The organism is Streptomyces sp. NPDC085900 (assembly GCF_044540925.1).
Lineage (GTDB): Bacteria > Actinomycetota > Actinomycetes > Streptomycetales > Streptomycetaceae > Streptomyces > Streptomyces gilvifuscus.
Window position 1 is genome coordinate 923,902 of the sequence record NZ_JBITSP010000002.1, and the last position, 16,069, is coordinate 939,970.

Annotated in this window: 13 protein-coding genes; 3 read left to right on the top strand and 10 right to left on the bottom strand. The window is 72.5% G+C overall.

The window, feature by feature from the left end; all coding sequences use genetic code 11:
- Nucleotides 1–41: 41 nt before the first annotated feature.
- On the bottom strand, nucleotides 42–1,082 hold the full coding sequence (locus tag ACIGDI_RS08985; RefSeq protein ID WP_399892717.1) for a hypothetical protein: 1,041 nt from the start codon (nucleotides 1,080–1,082) through the stop codon (nucleotides 42–44).
- Nucleotides 1,083–1,189: 107 nt separating this feature from the next.
- Nucleotides 1,190–2,161, bottom strand: a complete 972-nt coding sequence (locus ACIGDI_RS08990; RefSeq protein WP_399892720.1) for an LLM class F420-dependent oxidoreductase — start codon at nucleotides 2,159–2,161, stop codon at nucleotides 1,190–1,192.
- A gap of 74 nt (nucleotides 2,162–2,235) precedes the next feature.
- Here ACIGDI_RS08990 and ACIGDI_RS08995 point away from each other — a divergent pair, with 74 nt between their 5' ends.
- Entirely contained in the window at nucleotides 2,236–3,675 is a 1,440-nt protein-coding gene (locus ACIGDI_RS08995; protein ID WP_399892723.1) for a serine hydrolase domain-containing protein, read from the top strand.
- Here ACIGDI_RS08995 and ACIGDI_RS09000 read toward each other — a convergent pair.
- The 7 genes from ACIGDI_RS09000 to ACIGDI_RS09030 form a co-directional block, all read right to left on the bottom strand.
- A complete protein-coding gene (locus ACIGDI_RS09000) occupies nucleotides 3,667–5,301 on the bottom strand; it encodes a serine/threonine protein kinase (protein ID WP_399893026.1) in 1,635 nt (544 codons plus the stop codon). The genes ACIGDI_RS08995 and ACIGDI_RS09000 overlap by 9 nt on opposite strands.
- Before the next feature lie 198 nt (nucleotides 5,302–5,499).
- Nucleotides 5,500–6,459: a threonine/serine dehydratase gene (locus tag ACIGDI_RS09005; RefSeq protein WP_399892726.1), complete on the bottom strand. Its 960-nt coding sequence runs from the start codon at nucleotides 6,457–6,459 to the stop codon at nucleotides 5,500–5,502.
- Between the two features lie 156 nt (nucleotides 6,460–6,615).
- Entirely contained in the window at nucleotides 6,616–7,653 is a 1,038-nt protein-coding gene (locus ACIGDI_RS09010; protein WP_399892729.1) for a polyprenyl synthetase family protein, read from the bottom strand.
- Nucleotides 7,650–8,735 carry a tetratricopeptide repeat protein gene (locus ACIGDI_RS09015; protein WP_399892732.1) on the bottom strand — a complete coding sequence of 362 codons (1,086 nt, stop codon included), beginning with the start codon at nucleotides 8,733–8,735 and terminating at the stop codon, nucleotides 7,650–7,652. The genes ACIGDI_RS09010 and ACIGDI_RS09015 overlap by 4 nt, the downstream gene beginning before the upstream one ends.
- A gap of 185 nt (nucleotides 8,736–8,920) precedes the next feature.
- Nucleotides 8,921–9,598 carry an AIM24 family protein gene (locus ACIGDI_RS09020; protein WP_272174769.1) on the bottom strand — a complete coding sequence of 226 codons (678 nt, stop codon included), beginning with the start codon at nucleotides 9,596–9,598 and terminating at the stop codon, nucleotides 8,921–8,923.
- Nucleotides 9,599–9,657: 59 nt separating this feature from the next.
- Complete coding sequence (locus tag ACIGDI_RS09025; protein ID WP_399892736.1) at nucleotides 9,658–10,179, bottom strand: hypothetical protein; 522 nt, start codon at nucleotides 10,177–10,179, stop codon at nucleotides 9,658–9,660.
- Nucleotides 10,180–10,767: 588 nt separating this feature from the next.
- Nucleotides 10,768–11,964, bottom strand: coding sequence for a serine hydrolase domain-containing protein (locus tag ACIGDI_RS09030; RefSeq protein ID WP_399892739.1), 1,197 nt, complete (start codon nucleotides 11,962–11,964; stop codon nucleotides 10,768–10,770).
- Between the two features lie 262 nt (nucleotides 11,965–12,226).
- On the opposite strand from ACIGDI_RS09030, the gene ACIGDI_RS09035 reads away from it, so the two are divergent.
- Complete coding sequence (locus ACIGDI_RS09035; RefSeq protein ID WP_399892742.1) at nucleotides 12,227–14,020, top strand: M4 family metallopeptidase; 1,794 nt, start codon at nucleotides 12,227–12,229, stop codon at nucleotides 14,018–14,020.
- A gap of 16 nt (nucleotides 14,021–14,036) precedes the next feature.
- Here the strand turns inward: ACIGDI_RS09035 and ACIGDI_RS09040 are convergent, their stop codons facing one another.
- Nucleotides 14,037–14,774, bottom strand: a complete 738-nt coding sequence (locus tag ACIGDI_RS09040) for a hypothetical protein (protein WP_399892745.1) — start codon at nucleotides 14,772–14,774, stop codon at nucleotides 14,037–14,039.
- Between the two features lie 94 nt (nucleotides 14,775–14,868).
- On the opposite strand from ACIGDI_RS09040, the gene ACIGDI_RS09045 reads away from it, so the two are divergent.
- Nucleotides 14,869–16,056 (top strand): ROK family protein, encoded by a 1,188-nt coding sequence (locus tag ACIGDI_RS09045; RefSeq protein WP_399892748.1) that lies wholly within the window; start codon nucleotides 14,869–14,871, stop codon nucleotides 16,054–16,056.
- Nucleotides 16,057–16,069 lie beyond the last annotated feature (13 nt).

Sequence of the window (16,069 nt, forward strand, 5' to 3'; positions counted from 1 at the left end):
CATGAGTACGGCTACTCAGCGCCGCCCGGGTATGCGCGCGCTCAGTCCTTGGCGCCGCGCAGCGCGCTCAGGCACGAGGCGATGGCCTGCTGGAGCTCCTCCAACTGCTGCACCATGTCGTCCTCGACGAAGTCCTGCACATCGTCGAAAGTCAGCTCCTCGAACGCCTTCGTCGCCTTCTGCAGGCTGCTGTAGAACCGCGTCCGCCGCTCCGTGACGCGCAGTTCGGGATCGGCCTCGACGGCTTCGGCGACCAGGGACTTCATGCTGTCGTAGGCCTCGGTGGCCCACTCGCCGGTGTCCTCGTCCTCGTCCAGCTCGTCGATGAGCGACAGGTGCCGCTCGGCCTCCTGGCGCACGTCGGCCGGAGCGTCGATGGTCTGTCCGGCGGGGGTCTTCACCTGCCCCGACTCGGCGATCTGGCGCACGTACCCGATCCGGTCGGCGGCCCGGCTCTCGGTGGCGACGGCCTTCTTCAGGTCGTCGGTGCGCACCACGTCCCGGGCCAGCTCGGCCTGCAGGTCGGGGTCCTCGCGTACGCGGTCCAGCAGCGCCTGGCGGGCCGCGCGGGCGGTGGAGGGGTCGGCGAGGATCGCGGCGCGCAGCGCGGTGGGGTTCTCGGCGACCTCCAGCGCCTTGGTGGGCCGGATGCCCTCGGCCTCGGCGGCCTCCGCGATGGCGGTGCCGCGCTCGGATCCGGCGCTGTTGCGGGAGACGTAGTAGCTCAACCACACGTCGGCGTCCGGCAACTCCACCTCCTGGCCCGGGGCGAGCGCCTCGAAGTGCGGGACGAGGCCGTCGTCGGCGGCCCGGTCCCAGGCCTTGTAGTAGCGCATCACACGCTCCGGGGAGCACCCGGCCAGCTCCGCGAACTCCCTCCCGGACACCTTCGGCGTCTCGTCCGCGCCCTGGCCGCCGGGCCGTACGCTGCGCGCCACCATCAGGCCGAAGGCCCATCCGCCGGTGCGCGCGTACACCCCGAACTCGCGGGCGTCACGCGCCACCAGGTCGGACAGGGGCGCGGGGCCGGGCTCGGGATCAGAGGTCTCAGACGCCTCGGACGGGTCGATCGCCAGTGTCACCGATGACTCTCCTGTGCAAAGCTTGTCGGGCTGCGAAGTGCAGACCGGCAGCCTATATGCACCGCTTGGTCACGGTTCGGCAGGGCCCGGCGTCGGCGCGCTGACCGTCAGCCGAACGCGTCGTGCAGCGCGGGCAGCAGCGTCTTCTCCGCCCAGTCCAGGTACGCCGGTTGAGACTCGCCGCCGATCTGCACGAGCGCGATCTCGCCGAACCCCGCCTCGGCGTAGGGCCGTACGGCCTCGACGAAGTCCTCCGGGTCGTTGCCGCACGGAATCGACGCCGCGACGTCGTCGGGAGTGACGAACTGGGTGGCCGACTCGAACGAATCCGGGTGCGGGAGTTCGGCGTTGACCTTCCAGCCGTTGCCGAACCAGCGGAACTGCGCGTGCGCCCGCTTGACCGCCGCGTCCCGGTCGGGGTCGTAGCAGACGGGGAGCTGGCCCACCCGCGGCTTGCCCTCGCCGCCGTGCCGGTCGAACGCCGTCAGCAGCCCTTCCTTGGGCTCCGTGGCGATGACCAGGTCGGCGAGCCGGCCCGCGAGGGCGCAGGACTGCTCGCCGGAGACGGCGATGCCGATCGGCGGCGGCTCGTCCGGCAGGTCCCACAGCCGGGCCGACTCGACGTCGAAGTGCTTGCCGCGGTGGTTGACATGGCCGCCCTCGAACAGCGCCCGGATGATCTCCACCGCCTCCTCCAGCATCTCGTGGCGCACGTCGGCTGACGGCCAACCCCCGCCCACGACATGCTCGTTGAGGTTCTCCCCGGAGCCGAGTCCCAGCCGGAACCGGCCCTCGGACAGCAGCTGCATGGTGGCGGCCTTCTGCGCGACGACCGCGGGGTGGTAGCGGACGGTCGGACACGTCACGTAGGTCATCAGCGGGATGCGCGAGGTCGCCTGGGCAGCGGCGCCCAGCACGCTCCACGCGTACGGGGAGTGTCCCTGCGAGCGCAGCCACGGGAAGTAGTGGTCCGAGGTCACCGAGAAGTCGTAACCGGCCTCCTCGGCGCGCACCACATGGTCCACCAGCTCACGCGGACCTGCCTGCTCGGTCATCATCGTGTATCCGATTTGCACCATGAGGGACGGGTCCCCTGCACGGGCGACGGAAAACGGGTCTCGCTTCGGGAAGGATCATTGGCGAGGATGCGGTCGTGACCGTTCGCCCGCTGCCGCCCGCTGCCCCCGCCACCCAGGGCGTCGACGCCGCCGGTGTCCACGCCTTCCTCGACGCCCTCGAAGCCGCCCCCGACATCGAGCCGCACAGCCTGATGATCCTCAGGCACGGCCGGCTCGTGGCCTCCGGCTGGTGGGCGCCGTACACCGCGGACCGCCCCCATCTGCTGTACTCGCTGAGCAAGAGCTTCACGGCGACGGCCGCCGGGCTCGCCGCCGCCGAGGGGCTGCTGCGCTTCGACGATCCGGTGATCTCGTACTTCCCCGAGTTCGAGGCCGACATCACCGACCCGCGCAGCCGCGCGATGCTGGTGCGGCACGTGGCCTCCATGTCCAGCGGGCACGAGGCCGAGACCCTGGAGCGGGCGCTCGCCGCCGACCGCGACGAACTGGTGCGCGGCTTCCTCCTGGTGCCGCCCGAGCGCGAGCCCGGCACCGTCTTCGCCTACAACCAACCCACCACGTACACGCTGGCCGCGATCGTGCAGCGGGTCACGGGACAGTCGCTCACCGACTACCTCCGCCCGCGCCTGCTGGATCCGCTCGGCATCGGCGAGGCGGCCTGGCAGTCCGACCGGGCCGGCCGCGAGATCGGCTTCAGCGGACTGCACGCCTGCACCGACGCCGTCGCCCGGCTCGGCCAGCTCTACCTGCGCGACGGGGTCTGGGAGGGCGAGCGGCTGCTGCCGGAGGGCTGGGTGGCCGAGGCCACGCGTCCGCACATCGACAACTCCGGCGGTGAGCCCGTCACTTCGGACTGGCAGCGCGGCTACGGCTACCAGTTCTGGATGTCCCGGGACGGCTACCGCGGCGACGGGGCCTACGGCCAGTACTGCGTGGTACTGCCCGAGCAGGACGCCGTGATCGCGACCACGGCGGCCACCGAGCAGATGCCGCAGCTGCTCGACCTGGTCTGGGAGCATCTGCTGCCGGCCTTCCGGCCCGAACCGCTGACCGGCGCCGACGAGGCGGACGCGGCCCTGCGGGAGCGGCTCGCCCGGCTCGCGCTGCCACCGGCCGCGGGCAAGCCCGCCCCGCCCGAGCGCGCGCCGCGGTGGACGGAGGGCGAGTTCACCCCGCGGGGAGGCGCCTGCGCCGGCGTGCCGCAGCTGACGTCGGTCGCCGTGACGCCGGCCGCGGACGGCTGGAGCCTGACGCTCACCGACGACGGTGAGCCCCTGCGGCTGCGGCTGGGCGCGAGCGGCTGGACCGTCGCCGAGGAGCCGCTGCCCGTCGCGGTCAGCGGCGGATGGGCCGACGCGGACACGCTCGCCGTGGATGTGGCCTTCCTGGAGACGCCCCACCGGCTGACCGTGACCTGCTCGCTGCCCGAGCGGACGTTCACCGCCCGCTGGCACACCACACCGCTGCGCAGCACTCCGCTGCGCCGGATGCGGGCGCCCCGTTCGTCAGGTTGACAGCACCCGGAAGGTCGCCAGGAAGGTCTTCAGCGCCTGCTGGTCGGCGGTGTCGTCGAAGTCGTCGGCCGGAGTCGTCCAGCGCAGGGAGAAGCCGCGGCCGCCGCCGAGGAGGAAACCGCGTCCGAAGGTCCGCGTCCGCACGCCGTCGACCTCGGAGTACCACTCCATGTCGGCCGCCTTGTGGCCCTGGTACGTGGTCGCCTCGATGGCGCCGATCCGCTGGTAGCCCCCCTGCTTCTGCAGTTCGGGCTCGACGTCGTCGCGCCAGACGGCCACGGGGTCCGGGCCCAGCACCGTGCTGTACGTGACGGCGAGCGAGCGCGGATCGCCCTTCGCACCGAAGGTCACGCGGTACGACAGGTCGCCGACGCGCTTGGTGCCGGTCCGTTTCCAGCCGCTGGGGAGGTCGACGGAGAAGCCCTCCGGTGCGGTGTACCGGTGGAAGACCTGCTGCGGAGCGGCGGACGACGGGGGAGAGGACGCCGACGCCGAGGAGGTGCGGCTCGGGGACGGGGTGGGTGTGGGCGAGACGGAAGGGGTGCTGCTTCTGCCGTCGGTGCGGTCGGAGGCCGAGGGCGGGGGCGGGGGAGCGGAGGCGGTCTGCCGGGAGCCGGCGTCGGTCGAGGACGTGTCGGTCCCTGGCAGCTCGTGGGTGGCGGCGAGAGCTGCCACGGCGATGGTGACGACGGCCAGGGCGGTCCCCACGGCCAGCGTGGTCCGGCTCCACCCGGGGACGGCGTGGACGGCGGCGGTGTAGACGCCGCGCAGCCGCGGCCGGGGCACGGCGGCCTCCGCGAGGGCGTCGGGGTCCTCGGTCAGCACGCGGTTCAGGGCCTCGCGGACCGCATGGCGGGTCAGCCGTTCCCGGGAGTCCTTGCGCAGCAGCCCCTGCACGGTCTGGGTGAGCGGGCCGGCGTGCACCGGTGTGCGCAGCGGCAGCCGGTCCACCCCCTTCAGGGTGGCCTCGGGCCGGTCCCGGTCACGGAAGGGCGGCCGTCCCTCGAGCATCGTGTAGAGGATCGCGCCGAGCGCCCACAGATCGGCCGCCGGCCCGATCCGCTCGTCACGGGCCTGTTCGGGGGAGGCGTACGACGGTGCGGTGAGCCTGGGGGCCAGGGTGGCGCCCGCGAACCCGAAGCCGGTGACCACGACGGGGCCCCGGTCCGGCACGAACACCTGTCCCGGGCTGAGCTCGCCGTGGGTGATGCCCTCGCCGTGCGCCGCCTCCAGCACGTCCAGCAGCTCCAGGCCGATGCGCGCGGCCCGTACGTAGTTGAACGTGCCCTGCTGGGCGAGGAGTTCGCCCAGCGGGACGCCGTCGATCCACTCGGTGACGGTCCACAGGGTGCCGTTCTCCTCCACGGCGTCGACGACCGTGGCGACCCTGCCCGGGCACAGCGTCCCCATGGTCTCCGACATCCGGATGACGGTCGCGCTCGCCCGGGGCGCCGCCTCCCCCTCCGGCTCGGCGGGGAGGGTGATCTCGGTGAGCAGATAAGGGCGCTGGGCGCCCTCCACGCCCTTGCCGTACCAGCAGACGCGGTTGGTCTCGCGATGGACGACATCGACGAGCCGGTACCTTCCGGCAACCAACTCGTGTGTGAAGACGTGCGCCTTGACCATGGTCATCCCTCGCTGAACCCCTGGCTCTCACCTTTCACGCAGAGGTACGGGAGGTACAACGGGATGTGTTCAAAGAATCTGCAACTCGCCCGTCGATGAAGCGTTTTGTTCACACCCGGTCGGCCGAATTCGCGGAAGTCCCCTTATGCTGAACACAATTCAAGAGGGGCGCCTTTCCGAGAGCGCGCCGAAAGGAACTCAGCGCAGGCCGAAGCGCTCGGCCCAGCCCATGACATCGCCGGTCGTGGCGTTGCCGCCGCACACCACCAGCCCGATCCGGGCCCCCTCGCCGACCCGCTCGAGAACCCGGCGGGCCGCCGGCAGCAGACAGCCGGCCGCGGGCTCGGCCCACACCTTGGCGTGGTCGGCGAGATCCAGCGTGCCCCGCACCGCCTCCCGGTCCGGCACCACGAGCACGTCGTCGACCAGCGTGGACACATGGTCGTACGTCAGCTGCGACACCGACGGCGCGCTGAGCGTGGAGACGAGGGACGACAGGGCGACCGGCACCGGGCCGCCCGCCGCCAGCGCCCGCGACATCGCCTCGGCGCCCTCGGTCTCCACGCCCCAGATCCGCACGTCCGGCCGGCGCTCGCGCAGCGCGGCCGCCACGCCGGAGATCAGCCCGCCGCCCCCGATGCTGACCAGGACGTCGGTGAGCTCGCCGGCGTCGGCCGCGAACTCCAGCCCCACCGTGCCCTGTCCGGCGATCACGACCGGGTCGTCGAAGGGGTGGACCAGGGTCAGCCCCTCCTCCTGCAGCCGGGTCATGAGCGCGAACGCCCCGGCCATGTCGTCGGTCTGCCGCAGCGACGCGCCGGACTCCCGGGCGATCTCGACGGCACGCGCGGGCGCCGAGCGCGGCATGACGACCGTCGCCTTCACATCGAGGGCGGCGGCCATGACCGCCATGGCGATCCCGTGGTTGCCGCCGCTGACCGCCACCACACCGGCCGCGCGTTCCTCCTCGCTCAGCGACAACAGCTTGGCCGTCGCTCCGCGCGCCTTGAAGGACCCGGTGCGCTGCAGCAGTTCGAGCTTGACGGTGACCGGGGCGCCGAGCAGTGCGGACAGGCCGGGGCTGGGCAGGGTAGGGGTGCGTACGACGTGCCCGGCGATGCGCTCGGCGGTGGCTTCGATCTCCGAGATCCCGATCAAGGTGCTCATCCTTCCGGCGCGGGGCGACGATCCGCACCGTCTGCACCCTGACCCCCGGGAACGCCCCTGGTCAACCCGGGCCCGCGCCGGTCCGCGGCCTGGCGACCGCACGACGGCCCCGGCGCGTCGACGGAATGCCCCGTCCCCGGGTCCGTCTCATCGCTCGCGTCGGACCAGGAATCCCACCAGCGACCGCAGTTCCTCGCGAGCCCTGTCGTCCAGCGGCGCGTCGGTGAGAGCGGTCTCGGCGGCGCTGATGTGGCGGTGCGCCTCGGCCAGGGCCGCCGTTCTCCCTCCGAGCGCGTCGATCAGCGCGGCGGCCTCCTCGGGCTCGTCACCGGTTTCGAGCAGCGCGGCCAGACGGCGGGTCTCGGGGGCCGTCGAGGCGAGCGCGGCCAGCACGGGGAACGTCTTGCGCCGTTCCCGCAGGTCGGCGTGGACGGGCTTGCCGGTGACGGCGCTGTCGCCCCAGATGCCCAGCGTGTCGTCGACGATCTGGAAGGCGACCCCGAGCTGCCGCCCCGCCCGGTCCAGAGCGGCGACCGTGGGCGGCGCCGCACCGCCGAGCAGCGCGCCCAGCGCGAGCGAGCAGCCCAGCAGAGAACCCGTCTTCCCCTCGGCCATCGACCGGTACTCGGCGGGCCGCACCCGTCCGGGCCCCGTCCACGGCCGTCCGGCGAACAGCAGGTCGTCGGCCTGCCCGTGCACCAGGTCGCCCAGGGCCACGGAGAGCATCCGCACCGCCCGCCCGCCCGAGGGCGCCGCGGCGAGCGTCTCGACCGCCAGGGCGAAGAGCCCGTCGCCCGCGAGGACGGCCGGTCCGGTGCCGTAGGCCCGCCAGACGGCGGGGCGGCCGCGCCGGGCCGCATCGCCGTCCATGATGTCGTCGTGCAGCAGCGAGAAGGCGTGCACGAGTTCCACCGCCACCGCAGCCGGCACTCCGGCCTGCCCTGGCGCGCCCGACGCCTCGGCGCCGAGCACGGCCAGTGCCTGCCGCACCCCTTTGCCGCCGGAGGTGACGGTCGCCGCGCCGCCCACCTCGCACCAGCCGAAGGAGTACGCGGCCATCTCGCCCACCCAGGGATGCAGCCGCCCGACCGCGTCCGCCAGCGCGGGCCCCACCAGCTCACGGCAGCGTTCGAGGATCCGGGCCGTGTCGAGCGGCGCGGACAGCGCCGAGGAGGCCGCCGTCACCGTGCCGCCTCCACCCGGACGCCGGCCGGGGCGGACCGCGGCCCGGTCCGCTGCGCGTCGGAGTCCAGGAGCTCCTTCTGCGCCCGGGCCACCATCTCCCTGGCGTGCCGGAGACCTATGCGGTCCAACTTGTCGGCGAGCGAGGCGAGTTCGGCAGCCGTCTCGGAGCGGTCCCGGCCCAGCCGGGCCAGCGACTTGGTCAGCCCGAGCCGCGCCAGCGCCTGCCCGCGCGGCTCGCTCATCGCCCGGAACTCCGCCAGCGCCTGCTCGTAGAGGTCCCGGGCCTCGGCGTATCGCCCGGCGCGGTAGAGGACGTTGCCGCGCATCTTGTGGTTGTAGGCCAGGGCGCTGGACAGGTTCATGGCGCGGCAGGTGCGCTCCGCCTCCGAGAGCAGCCCGAGCGCCCGCTCGACGTCACCGTCGCGGACGGAGACGATGTCGGCCAGGCCGCGCAGCGCCCAGGCGTGCCCGCGCCGGTCGTCGGCCTGTGCGGCGATCGCGGCCGCCTCCTCGAACAGGGCGTAGGCGGTGTCGTAGTCCCCACGGTTGCGGTGGATCTGCGCGATGCCCTCCAGCGCCCACACCGTGTGCCGTGCCTCGCCACGCCGCCGGGCCTCGGCCAGCAACTGCTCGTGCAGTCGCGCGACCTCCTCGTAGTCGCCCTGGATGCGGCCGGTCTCGGCGAGCCCCGCCAGCGAGTAGCCCCGCACGACCACGTCGCCGCCGCGCTCGCCGAGTTCGGCCGCCAGCGCCAGCAGCCGCCGGGCCAGCGGGAACGCGCCCCGCTGCCGGGCCAGGGTGCCGCCGCTCCACAGTGCCCAGGCCATCGCCGCCGTGTCGCCGGCCTGCCGGGCGGCGCGGTAGCTCGCCTTCCACGCGCGGTCCGCGTCCCCGATCCGGCCCAGGCGGCGCTGCGCCTCGGCGACCGCGAGGCCGGAACGGGCCGCCTCCCCGTGCCGCCCGTCCCGCTCGGCCTCCCTCAACTGCCGTGTCCCGGCGTCCAGTACGTCGGTCAGTGAGGCGTTGACGGACAGAGAGGTGAGGGCGCCCTGGTACTCCGGAGCGAATGCCTTGCCGTACATGCATCCCTTTCGGTCGCTATACACGCCGCGTCTACATACCATCTCTACACTCTGCGTATACATGGCGTGTATAGAGCGTCGAAGAAGTGCCCTGGCCCAGGGGGCCAGGGCATCACCTGATGTCGGTCAAGACGTCGTGCGCGCCGGGGAGGTTGCCTGTGAGGCGCAGATCACCCGACGGGGCGTCAGTGCTGCTGCGCCTTCTGCGGGGTCGCCTCGCTGGGCCGTACGACCACGTACCCCTCGCCCTGCAGCATCAGCTGCACCGCCTCGCCCGAGCCACCGCGCAGCATCGAGCCGATCGACTGCGAGCGGTGCAGCGAGGTCTGCAGACCGGCCGTCCAGCCCACGACCGCGTCGGTGTCGACGAACACCGGGTACTGCGCCGAGACCGGGATGACCAGCGGGTTCCCCTCGCAGATCAGGCCGAGCCTGCCCTGCCCGGTGAAGACGCTGTTGAACAGTCCGCCACCGGCTATGCCCGCGCCCTTCACGGTGGAGATCCGGTACGACAACGAGGCGTCGAAGCACAGCACGTTGCGGCCGTTGACGGTGAACTCGTCACCGGGGTCGACGTCCACGACGAAGCAGTTCTGCGCCTCGTGCGCGAACCAGGCCTCGCCCTGCCCGCGCACCGCCATGAGGGGCAGTCCCTCACCGGTCATCGCGCGCTTGAGCATGCCGCCGACGCCCTGGCCCTTGCGTTCGAACTGCAGGTTGCCGCGATAGGCGATCATCGCGCCCTGGCGGGCGAGCATCTCGCCGTTGACCGCGTACTTGATGCACTTGGCGTTCTCGACGGTCATGCCGGGCGCGGTGGCCGGCTGCACCATGTGCTCGCTGGAAAAGAGGGAACCCTTCATGCGGGCATCCTGTCCCGGAGGGATCCGTTCCGCCAAGATCGCGGACCGGAGTGCTTGCCTCAGGTGCGGAAGCCGATGTGAACGTGGTCGTGATGGGTGGCGTCGCTGAAGAACTGGTTCGCGGTGGTCCCGCCGGACGGCCGGAGCGGGCCTCCGACGTTGTAGGAGCCGGCGGCCGCCGCGTCGCGCATGAAGCGTTCGATCAGCGTGCGGGACGTGCCCGGGTCGACCACCGGGTGGCCGTCGATCCGCCACACGTCGAACGCCCGCCCGCGGGGATGGTCGCTGGGGCGGCGAGTGCCGAAGACATCGAGGGGATGGCCGGAGCGCACGATGCTGACGGACATCCGGTAGGTGCCCGCCAGCCGCAGCATCGCGGCGAGGACGGTGTCGTGGACCCGTCCACCGAGCAGGTCCGCCCGGGCGGCCGGCGGCAGTTCGATGCGCGGGTCGGACAGGATTCCGCGGACCCGGGACGGTACCGGCGCCACGGCGGCTCCGGGACGGGCCGGGTGCAGGGCGGTGACCGTCCAGCCGGAGCGTGCGGACCAGCCGTACGTCCACGGTCGTCCCGCCGGCACTCACCCGGTCCGCACTGCGGGTCCACTGACGGCACACCACCAGGACACTCGCGGAGTCGGTGAGGATGCCGCCGTACTGGGCGTCGATCACCTGCAGGGCGGCCGCGTCGGCCTTCGGCAGGAGCGGTCCCGCCTGGCCGACGAGAGTCGGGCCGAGGTGCAGGGCGGCCACCCGTGACCTGGCCGCGGCGGTGCCGGATTCCCCCGGCCGCCATGCGCCGATCGCCTCGACCAGCCGGACGGCGCGCAGCTTCGCGGCGGGGGTGACCTCGGCCGACGTGGGACGCCACGGCGTCGTGCGCGGCAGGCCGGCACGGTGTGACGCACGCGGCGACGGGGAGGCGGCGGCCGCCGGGGTGGTGGCCGGTGAACGCGCGGCGGTTCGGGGCGAACGGTCGGTGCAGCCCGCCACCCCGCACACGCAGCCGACCGCGCCCAGCAGCGCGGCACGACGGGAAACGCGCGTCATGGATACCAGTGTCCGTCAACGGCGCACCACCCGTCGCCCCTGCCCCGGCGGCGGCCGCCGCACGGGAGGCGGTGGCCCCCGCAGGCGTGGCCGGCGCGCCGGGCCACCGCCGGTTCCGGTCAGTCCCGCGCGACCTCGGGGGCCATGTCCTCGTGGCGCTCCACGACCGCGGAGCCGCGCCGGGCCTTCGCCGGCTTGCCGCAGAACGCCGACTCCAGCGTGCCCAGCATGGTGTTGAGGACGGCGCCGTTGTTGGACGTGTTGGCGAGCGCGGTGAGGCTGCGGCGGCCGTCCTTCGTCGCGAAGGCGTAGGTGTAGTAGCCCTGGACGGCGCCCGTGTGGCCGTACACCGAGACCCCGCACGACAGGTCACGGCGGCGCAGCCCGAGCCCGTAGGCCTGGGTGCTGTTCACCGGGATCATGCGCTCCATCTGCCCGAGCCGCGTGGCCGACATCAGCCGGCCGCCCAGCAGGGCCGACAGGAACGTGTCCAGGTCCCGGGTGCTGGAGATCAGCGCGCCGGCGCTCTGCGCCCAGGACACCGTCTGCTGCGTCGCGTCCACCAGCGGGGCGCCCGCCGAGTCCGGGGTGAGGTAGCCGCGGGCGTAGCGGCCGGGGATGTTCTTGCCCGGGTGCACGTAGAACGTGTCCCGCAGCTTCAGCGGCTCGATGATGCGGTTCGCGTACTCGGTTCCCACGGAGTGGCCGGTGAGCTTCTCGATGAGCATCCCGGCGACGACGAAGTTGGTGTTGGAGTACGCGTACGCGGCGCCGGGGGCGTTGGTGCGGGCGTGCCGCAGCGAGCGGTCCACCAGCTGGCGGTAGGTGAAGACCTTGGAGCGGACCGACTCGAAGCCGGAGACCGACTTGGCGAACATGTCGTTCGTGTAGTCGTACAGACCGCTGCGGTGGCCCAGTACCTGACGCACCGTGATCCGGCTGTCGGGCAGGAGCCCGGGCAGGTAGCGGTCGACCGAGGCGTCCAGGTTCAGCTTCCCCTCGTCGGCCAGCTGCATGAGCACCACGGCCGAGAACACCTTGGTGACGCTGCCGATGCGGAACCGGTCGGCGTTCGAGATGGCCCGTCCGGTGCCTCGGTCCGCGACGCCGACGGCCGCCGTGCGGACCACGCCGTCGTCGTCGACGCGGGCGATCGCCCCGGGTGCGCCCTGGCGCAGCGCGGTGCGCAACACGCTGTCGACGCCCGCGAGGTCGGGCTTGGGGAGCCGGCCGGCCGGTGCGGCCTGCGCGGTCCCGGCGAGGAGGCAGAGCGCGGCCGCGCCCAGAGCCGTTCCCCTTGTTGCGAGATGAGTCACATTCACTGGAGGCAACCTGCTTCCGTCTCGTCACATCTCCACAGACGACACACAGTTGGTGACCCTCCGGTCACCGAGCGGTGTGGATTTGCAAAGTATTGCCCTGTATCGCATGGAAAGCGATCATTTGGGCTTTACATGTGCATGACTCATCCGAAAGGGTTCCGTTCCAGGGCCCGACCAGCCCCATGGCGCCCAACGGCGCCATCCCTCAGGGCGGTTGGTGATCCCGGCCGCTCTGCGAGGAAGGAAACCCTCACCAGTGCGCAGACCGCACATACGCAGCGTGGCGGTCGCCGTCGTCGTGACGACGGCCGCCACCGGCCTTGCGGGCACCGCTTTCGCGGGCCCGGACACGGGGACCCACGCGACCGCCGCCGACGCCTCGGCCGCCGCCGTCGTGTCGGCCGCCAAGTCGGCCGCCTTCGCCCACGCCACGGCGACAGGCGTCTCCCAGGGGGACGCCCTGCAGGCCCAGGACGTCATGATCGATCCCGAGGGAGCGCGGCACGTCCGGTTCACCCGGACGCACCAGGGCCTGCCGGTCCTCGGCGGTGACCTCGTCGTCCACCTCACCCGGCAGCTCTCCTACGCGGGCGTGACCCGTGCCGCCGACCACACCGTCAAGGCCGTCCCGGCCGCCGACGCGAAGCTCTCCGCCGCGCAGGCCGAGCAGAAGGCGGCGTCGGTCGCCAAGGGCGACGCCGGCCCGGCCGAACTCGTCGTCGACGCCCGCGACGGAGCCTCCGCCCTGGCCTACCGCGTGCCGGTGGCCGACGGCTCCACCACGCAGGGCACCGGCTCCAGCACGGTCGTCATCGACGCCGTGAGCGGCAAGGTGCGCAGCAACCAGCCGGACAACGACGAGTTCCTCTCGCCGAAGCTGCTCGACACCCTGCGCGAGCGCGGCGAGACCTCGGCGCCCGTCACCGGCGCCGGCGCGCAGAGCGCCGGGCTCCTGGCGGGATCGGCGTCCGCCGCCGCCCGCTACCCGGTCACGGCCAACGGCACGGGCAAGTCCCTCTTCGTCGGCAAGGTTCCGCTGAAGACGACCCAGACGGCCCGCACCACCTTCCTGCTGAAGGACCTCACCCGCTACGGCAGCGAGACCCGGGACGCCAAGGGCAGCTACACGGAGAGCTTCGGCCGCGGCACGAAGATCACCACCAAGAACGACGTCTTCGGCAACGGCGCCACCACGAGCCGCAACAGCGCCGCGGCCGACGCCCAGTACGGCATCACCAAGACCCTGGACTTCTACAAGAAGACCTTCGGTCGCAAGGGCATCGCCAACAACAGCAAGCCCGCCAAGGCGATGGTCCACTGGGGCAAGCAGATCGCCAACGCCTTCTGGGACTCCGACTGCGGCTGCATGCTGTACGGCGACGGCGACGGCGACATGTTCAAGAAGCCGCTGGTCGCCCTGGACGTCACCGGCCACGAGCTGACCCACGGCGTGGTGGACGCCACCGCCAAGCTGGAGCCGACGCGGATGGACTCCCAGGGCAACCAGTTCGGCGAGCCCGGCTCGCTGAACGAGTCCCTGGCCGACATCTTCGCCTCCAACGTCGAGTTCGCCACCAACAACGCGACGGACAAGCCGGACTACCTCATCGGCGAGAAGATGGGCCTGGCGCAGAAGTTCCTGCGCCGTCTCGACCACCCGTCGCTGGACAAGCTCGAGGGCACCGTCGACTACTGGGCGCCCGAGGTGTACGACGCCGAGGTGCACGCCGGTTCCGGCGTCTCCTCGCACGCGTACTACCTGCTCGCCGAGGGCAGCGGCCAGAAGACGATCGGCGGCGTCAAGTACGACTCGCCGACCTTCGACGGCTCCACGGTCAAGGGCATCGGCCGCACCAAGGCCACGGCGATCTACTACCGCGCCCTGACCCGCTACATGGTCTCCACGACCGACTTCCACGACGCGCGCGTCGCGACGCTGAAGGCGGCGCAGGACCTGTACGGGGCGGACAGCGTCGAGTACCGGACGGTGGACCAGTCCTGGGCCGCCGTCAACGTCACCGAGGCCAACACCCCGGCCGACCGGCACTGACGGCACACCGCCGCCGTCACACCCACTGCCTCTCCACCTCGTCGGACACGCTGAACTCGACGTCGCAGGAGGGGCAGTGGGCCCTGCCGAACACGTGCGTCAGCGCGCGGGCCACCTCGGCGTGGCCCGCCGCGACGGACTCGCCGTACAGGCGAGCGCCGATGCCCGTGAGCCGCTCCGGGAGCGCCGGTGTCAGCCGCCCCCGGCCCCGCGCCTCGGGCGCGCCGGAGATGACGTAGTCACCGGCCGACGTGAACGTCCCGTAGGAGCCGAACGCCACGAAGAGGCCCTCCTCGCACTCGGGGCACTCCAGCTCGTACTCCTCGTGGGCCACCCCCTCCAGGGCCTCCGCCCAGACGCCGGCGTCCTCCAGGGAGAGCACCGCCATCTGCAGATAGACGAAGTCGCCCGGTCCCGGACCCGGAACGGTCAGCAGGGCGCGGGCCACCTCCAGGAGTTCGGCGATCTCGGTGGCGTACCGCTCATGGTCCTCGGTGCCCGGGTCCGTCGCGATCAGCCCGGCCATCAGCACGGCCTGTATCGCCTCGCCGGGCGCCCGGCCCCGTGCTATGTCGGCGAGGACGGGCATCGCCGCCCAACTCGCCTCGTACACCGACCCCTGATGGCACAGGGCGGACCACAGCTGTGACCAGACCTTGTCGTCCTCGGACCCGCCCAGGCGCGCGAAGAGCCCCGGGATGTCCGCGGCACTGCCGTAGGCATGGGTCAGTGCGGCCCAATCGATCGTCGTCATGCGGCGATTGTGCCGTCCGGCACTGACAGCCCACTCACAGACCAATCCTGCTTCTTTTATTGACGGCGGAAAAGAAGGGGAATAGGTTCCGGCCATGCGCCCGACCCCTCGCGTCGAGACGTTCCCGGCGAACACGCCGGCCGCCTCGCAGATCTTCACCACGGTCCTGTCCCAAGGGCCCCTCACCAGGCTGGAGGTGGCCCGGCGTACGGCGCTGTCGCCGGCCGCCGTCACCAAGGCGGTCAAGCCGCTCATCGAGGCCGGGTACCTCGTGGAGGACGCCGCCGACGAGGTGCGCCCGGCGCTCGGCCGGCCCGCCAACCCCGTGCGGGTCGACGGCGGCCGGGCGCTGTTCCTCGGAGTCAAGGTGACCGGTGACGAGATCATCGGTGTCCTCACCGACCTGTGCTGCCGCACCCGCGGCGCCCGCCGCGTGCCGCTCGCCGACCGCGCCCCCAAGCCGGTCCTCGCGGCGATCGCGGATCTCGTGGGCGAACTACTGCTCCAGGCAGCCGAGTTGGGCATCGGCGTCCAGGGCCTCGGTGTCGCCGTCTCCGGAGACGTCGACCGCGCCGAAGGCGTCGTGCGCTACTCGCCCTTCCTGAACTGGCGCGACGTGCCCCTCGCCGAACTCGCCGCCATGACGGTCGGGTTGCCGGTCACCGTCGACAACGACGTGCGCGCCCTCACCGTCGCCGAGCAGTGGTTCGGCGCCGGCGTGGGCCTGTCCGACTTCGCCGTGGTGACCGTCGGCGCCGGGATCGGCTGCGGCCTCGTCGTGCACGGCCGCGTCGTCGCCGGAGCCCATGGCGTGGCCGGCGAGATCGGCCATGTCACCGTCGACCCGGCGGGCCCGCCCTGCCACTGCGGCAACCGCGGCTGCGTGGAGGCGATCGCGGGGGAGGCGGCGATCGTCCGGCAGGTCCGCGAGGCCACGGGCATCGAGGTCCGCGACGCGACCGAGGCCGTGACCCTCGCCCACCGGGGCGTTCCCGGGGTTCGGGAGGTGTACGCCCGGGCCGGCGAGGCCATCGGCCGCGGCATCGCCACCGTCGCCAACCTCCTCGGCCCCGAACGCGTGATCATCTCCGGCGAGGGCCTGGCCGCCTACGACCTCTTCGCCGAGCAGATCCGGGACACCCTCACGGCGGCCGCCTTCGGCTCCGCCGCCCAGTGCGATGTACAGACCCGCCCGCTGCCCTTCGAGGAGTGGGCCCGCGGGGCCGCCGCCACCGCGATCCAGTCCTTCATCACCCCCGACGACCCGCACCCGAGCCGCTGAACCAACTCCCCCT

Bases quoted from the DNA above. Each gene is read 5' to 3' on its own strand.
- ACIGDI_RS09040 (WP_399892745.1), bottom strand. From the start codon at position 14,774: ATGACGACGATCGATTGGGCCGCACTGACCCATGCCTACGGCAGTGCC.
- ACIGDI_RS09020 (WP_272174769.1), bottom strand. From the start codon at position 9,598: ATGAAGGGTTCCCTCTTTTCCAGCGAGCACATGGTGCAGCCGGCCACC.
- ACIGDI_RS09045 (WP_399892748.1), top strand. From the start codon at position 14,869: ATGCGCCCGACCCCTCGCGTCGAGACGTTCCCGGCGAACACGCCGGCC.
- ACIGDI_RS08990 (WP_399892720.1), bottom strand. From the start codon at position 2,161: ATGGTGCAAATCGGATACACGATGATGACCGAGCAGGCAGGTCCGCGT.
- ACIGDI_RS09000 (WP_399893026.1), bottom strand. From the start codon at position 5,301: ATGGTCAAGGCGCACGTCTTCACACACGAGTTGGTTGCCGGAAGGTAC.
- ACIGDI_RS09015 (WP_399892732.1), bottom strand. From the start codon at position 8,735: ATGTACGGCAAGGCATTCGCTCCGGAGTACCAGGGCGCCCTCACCTCT.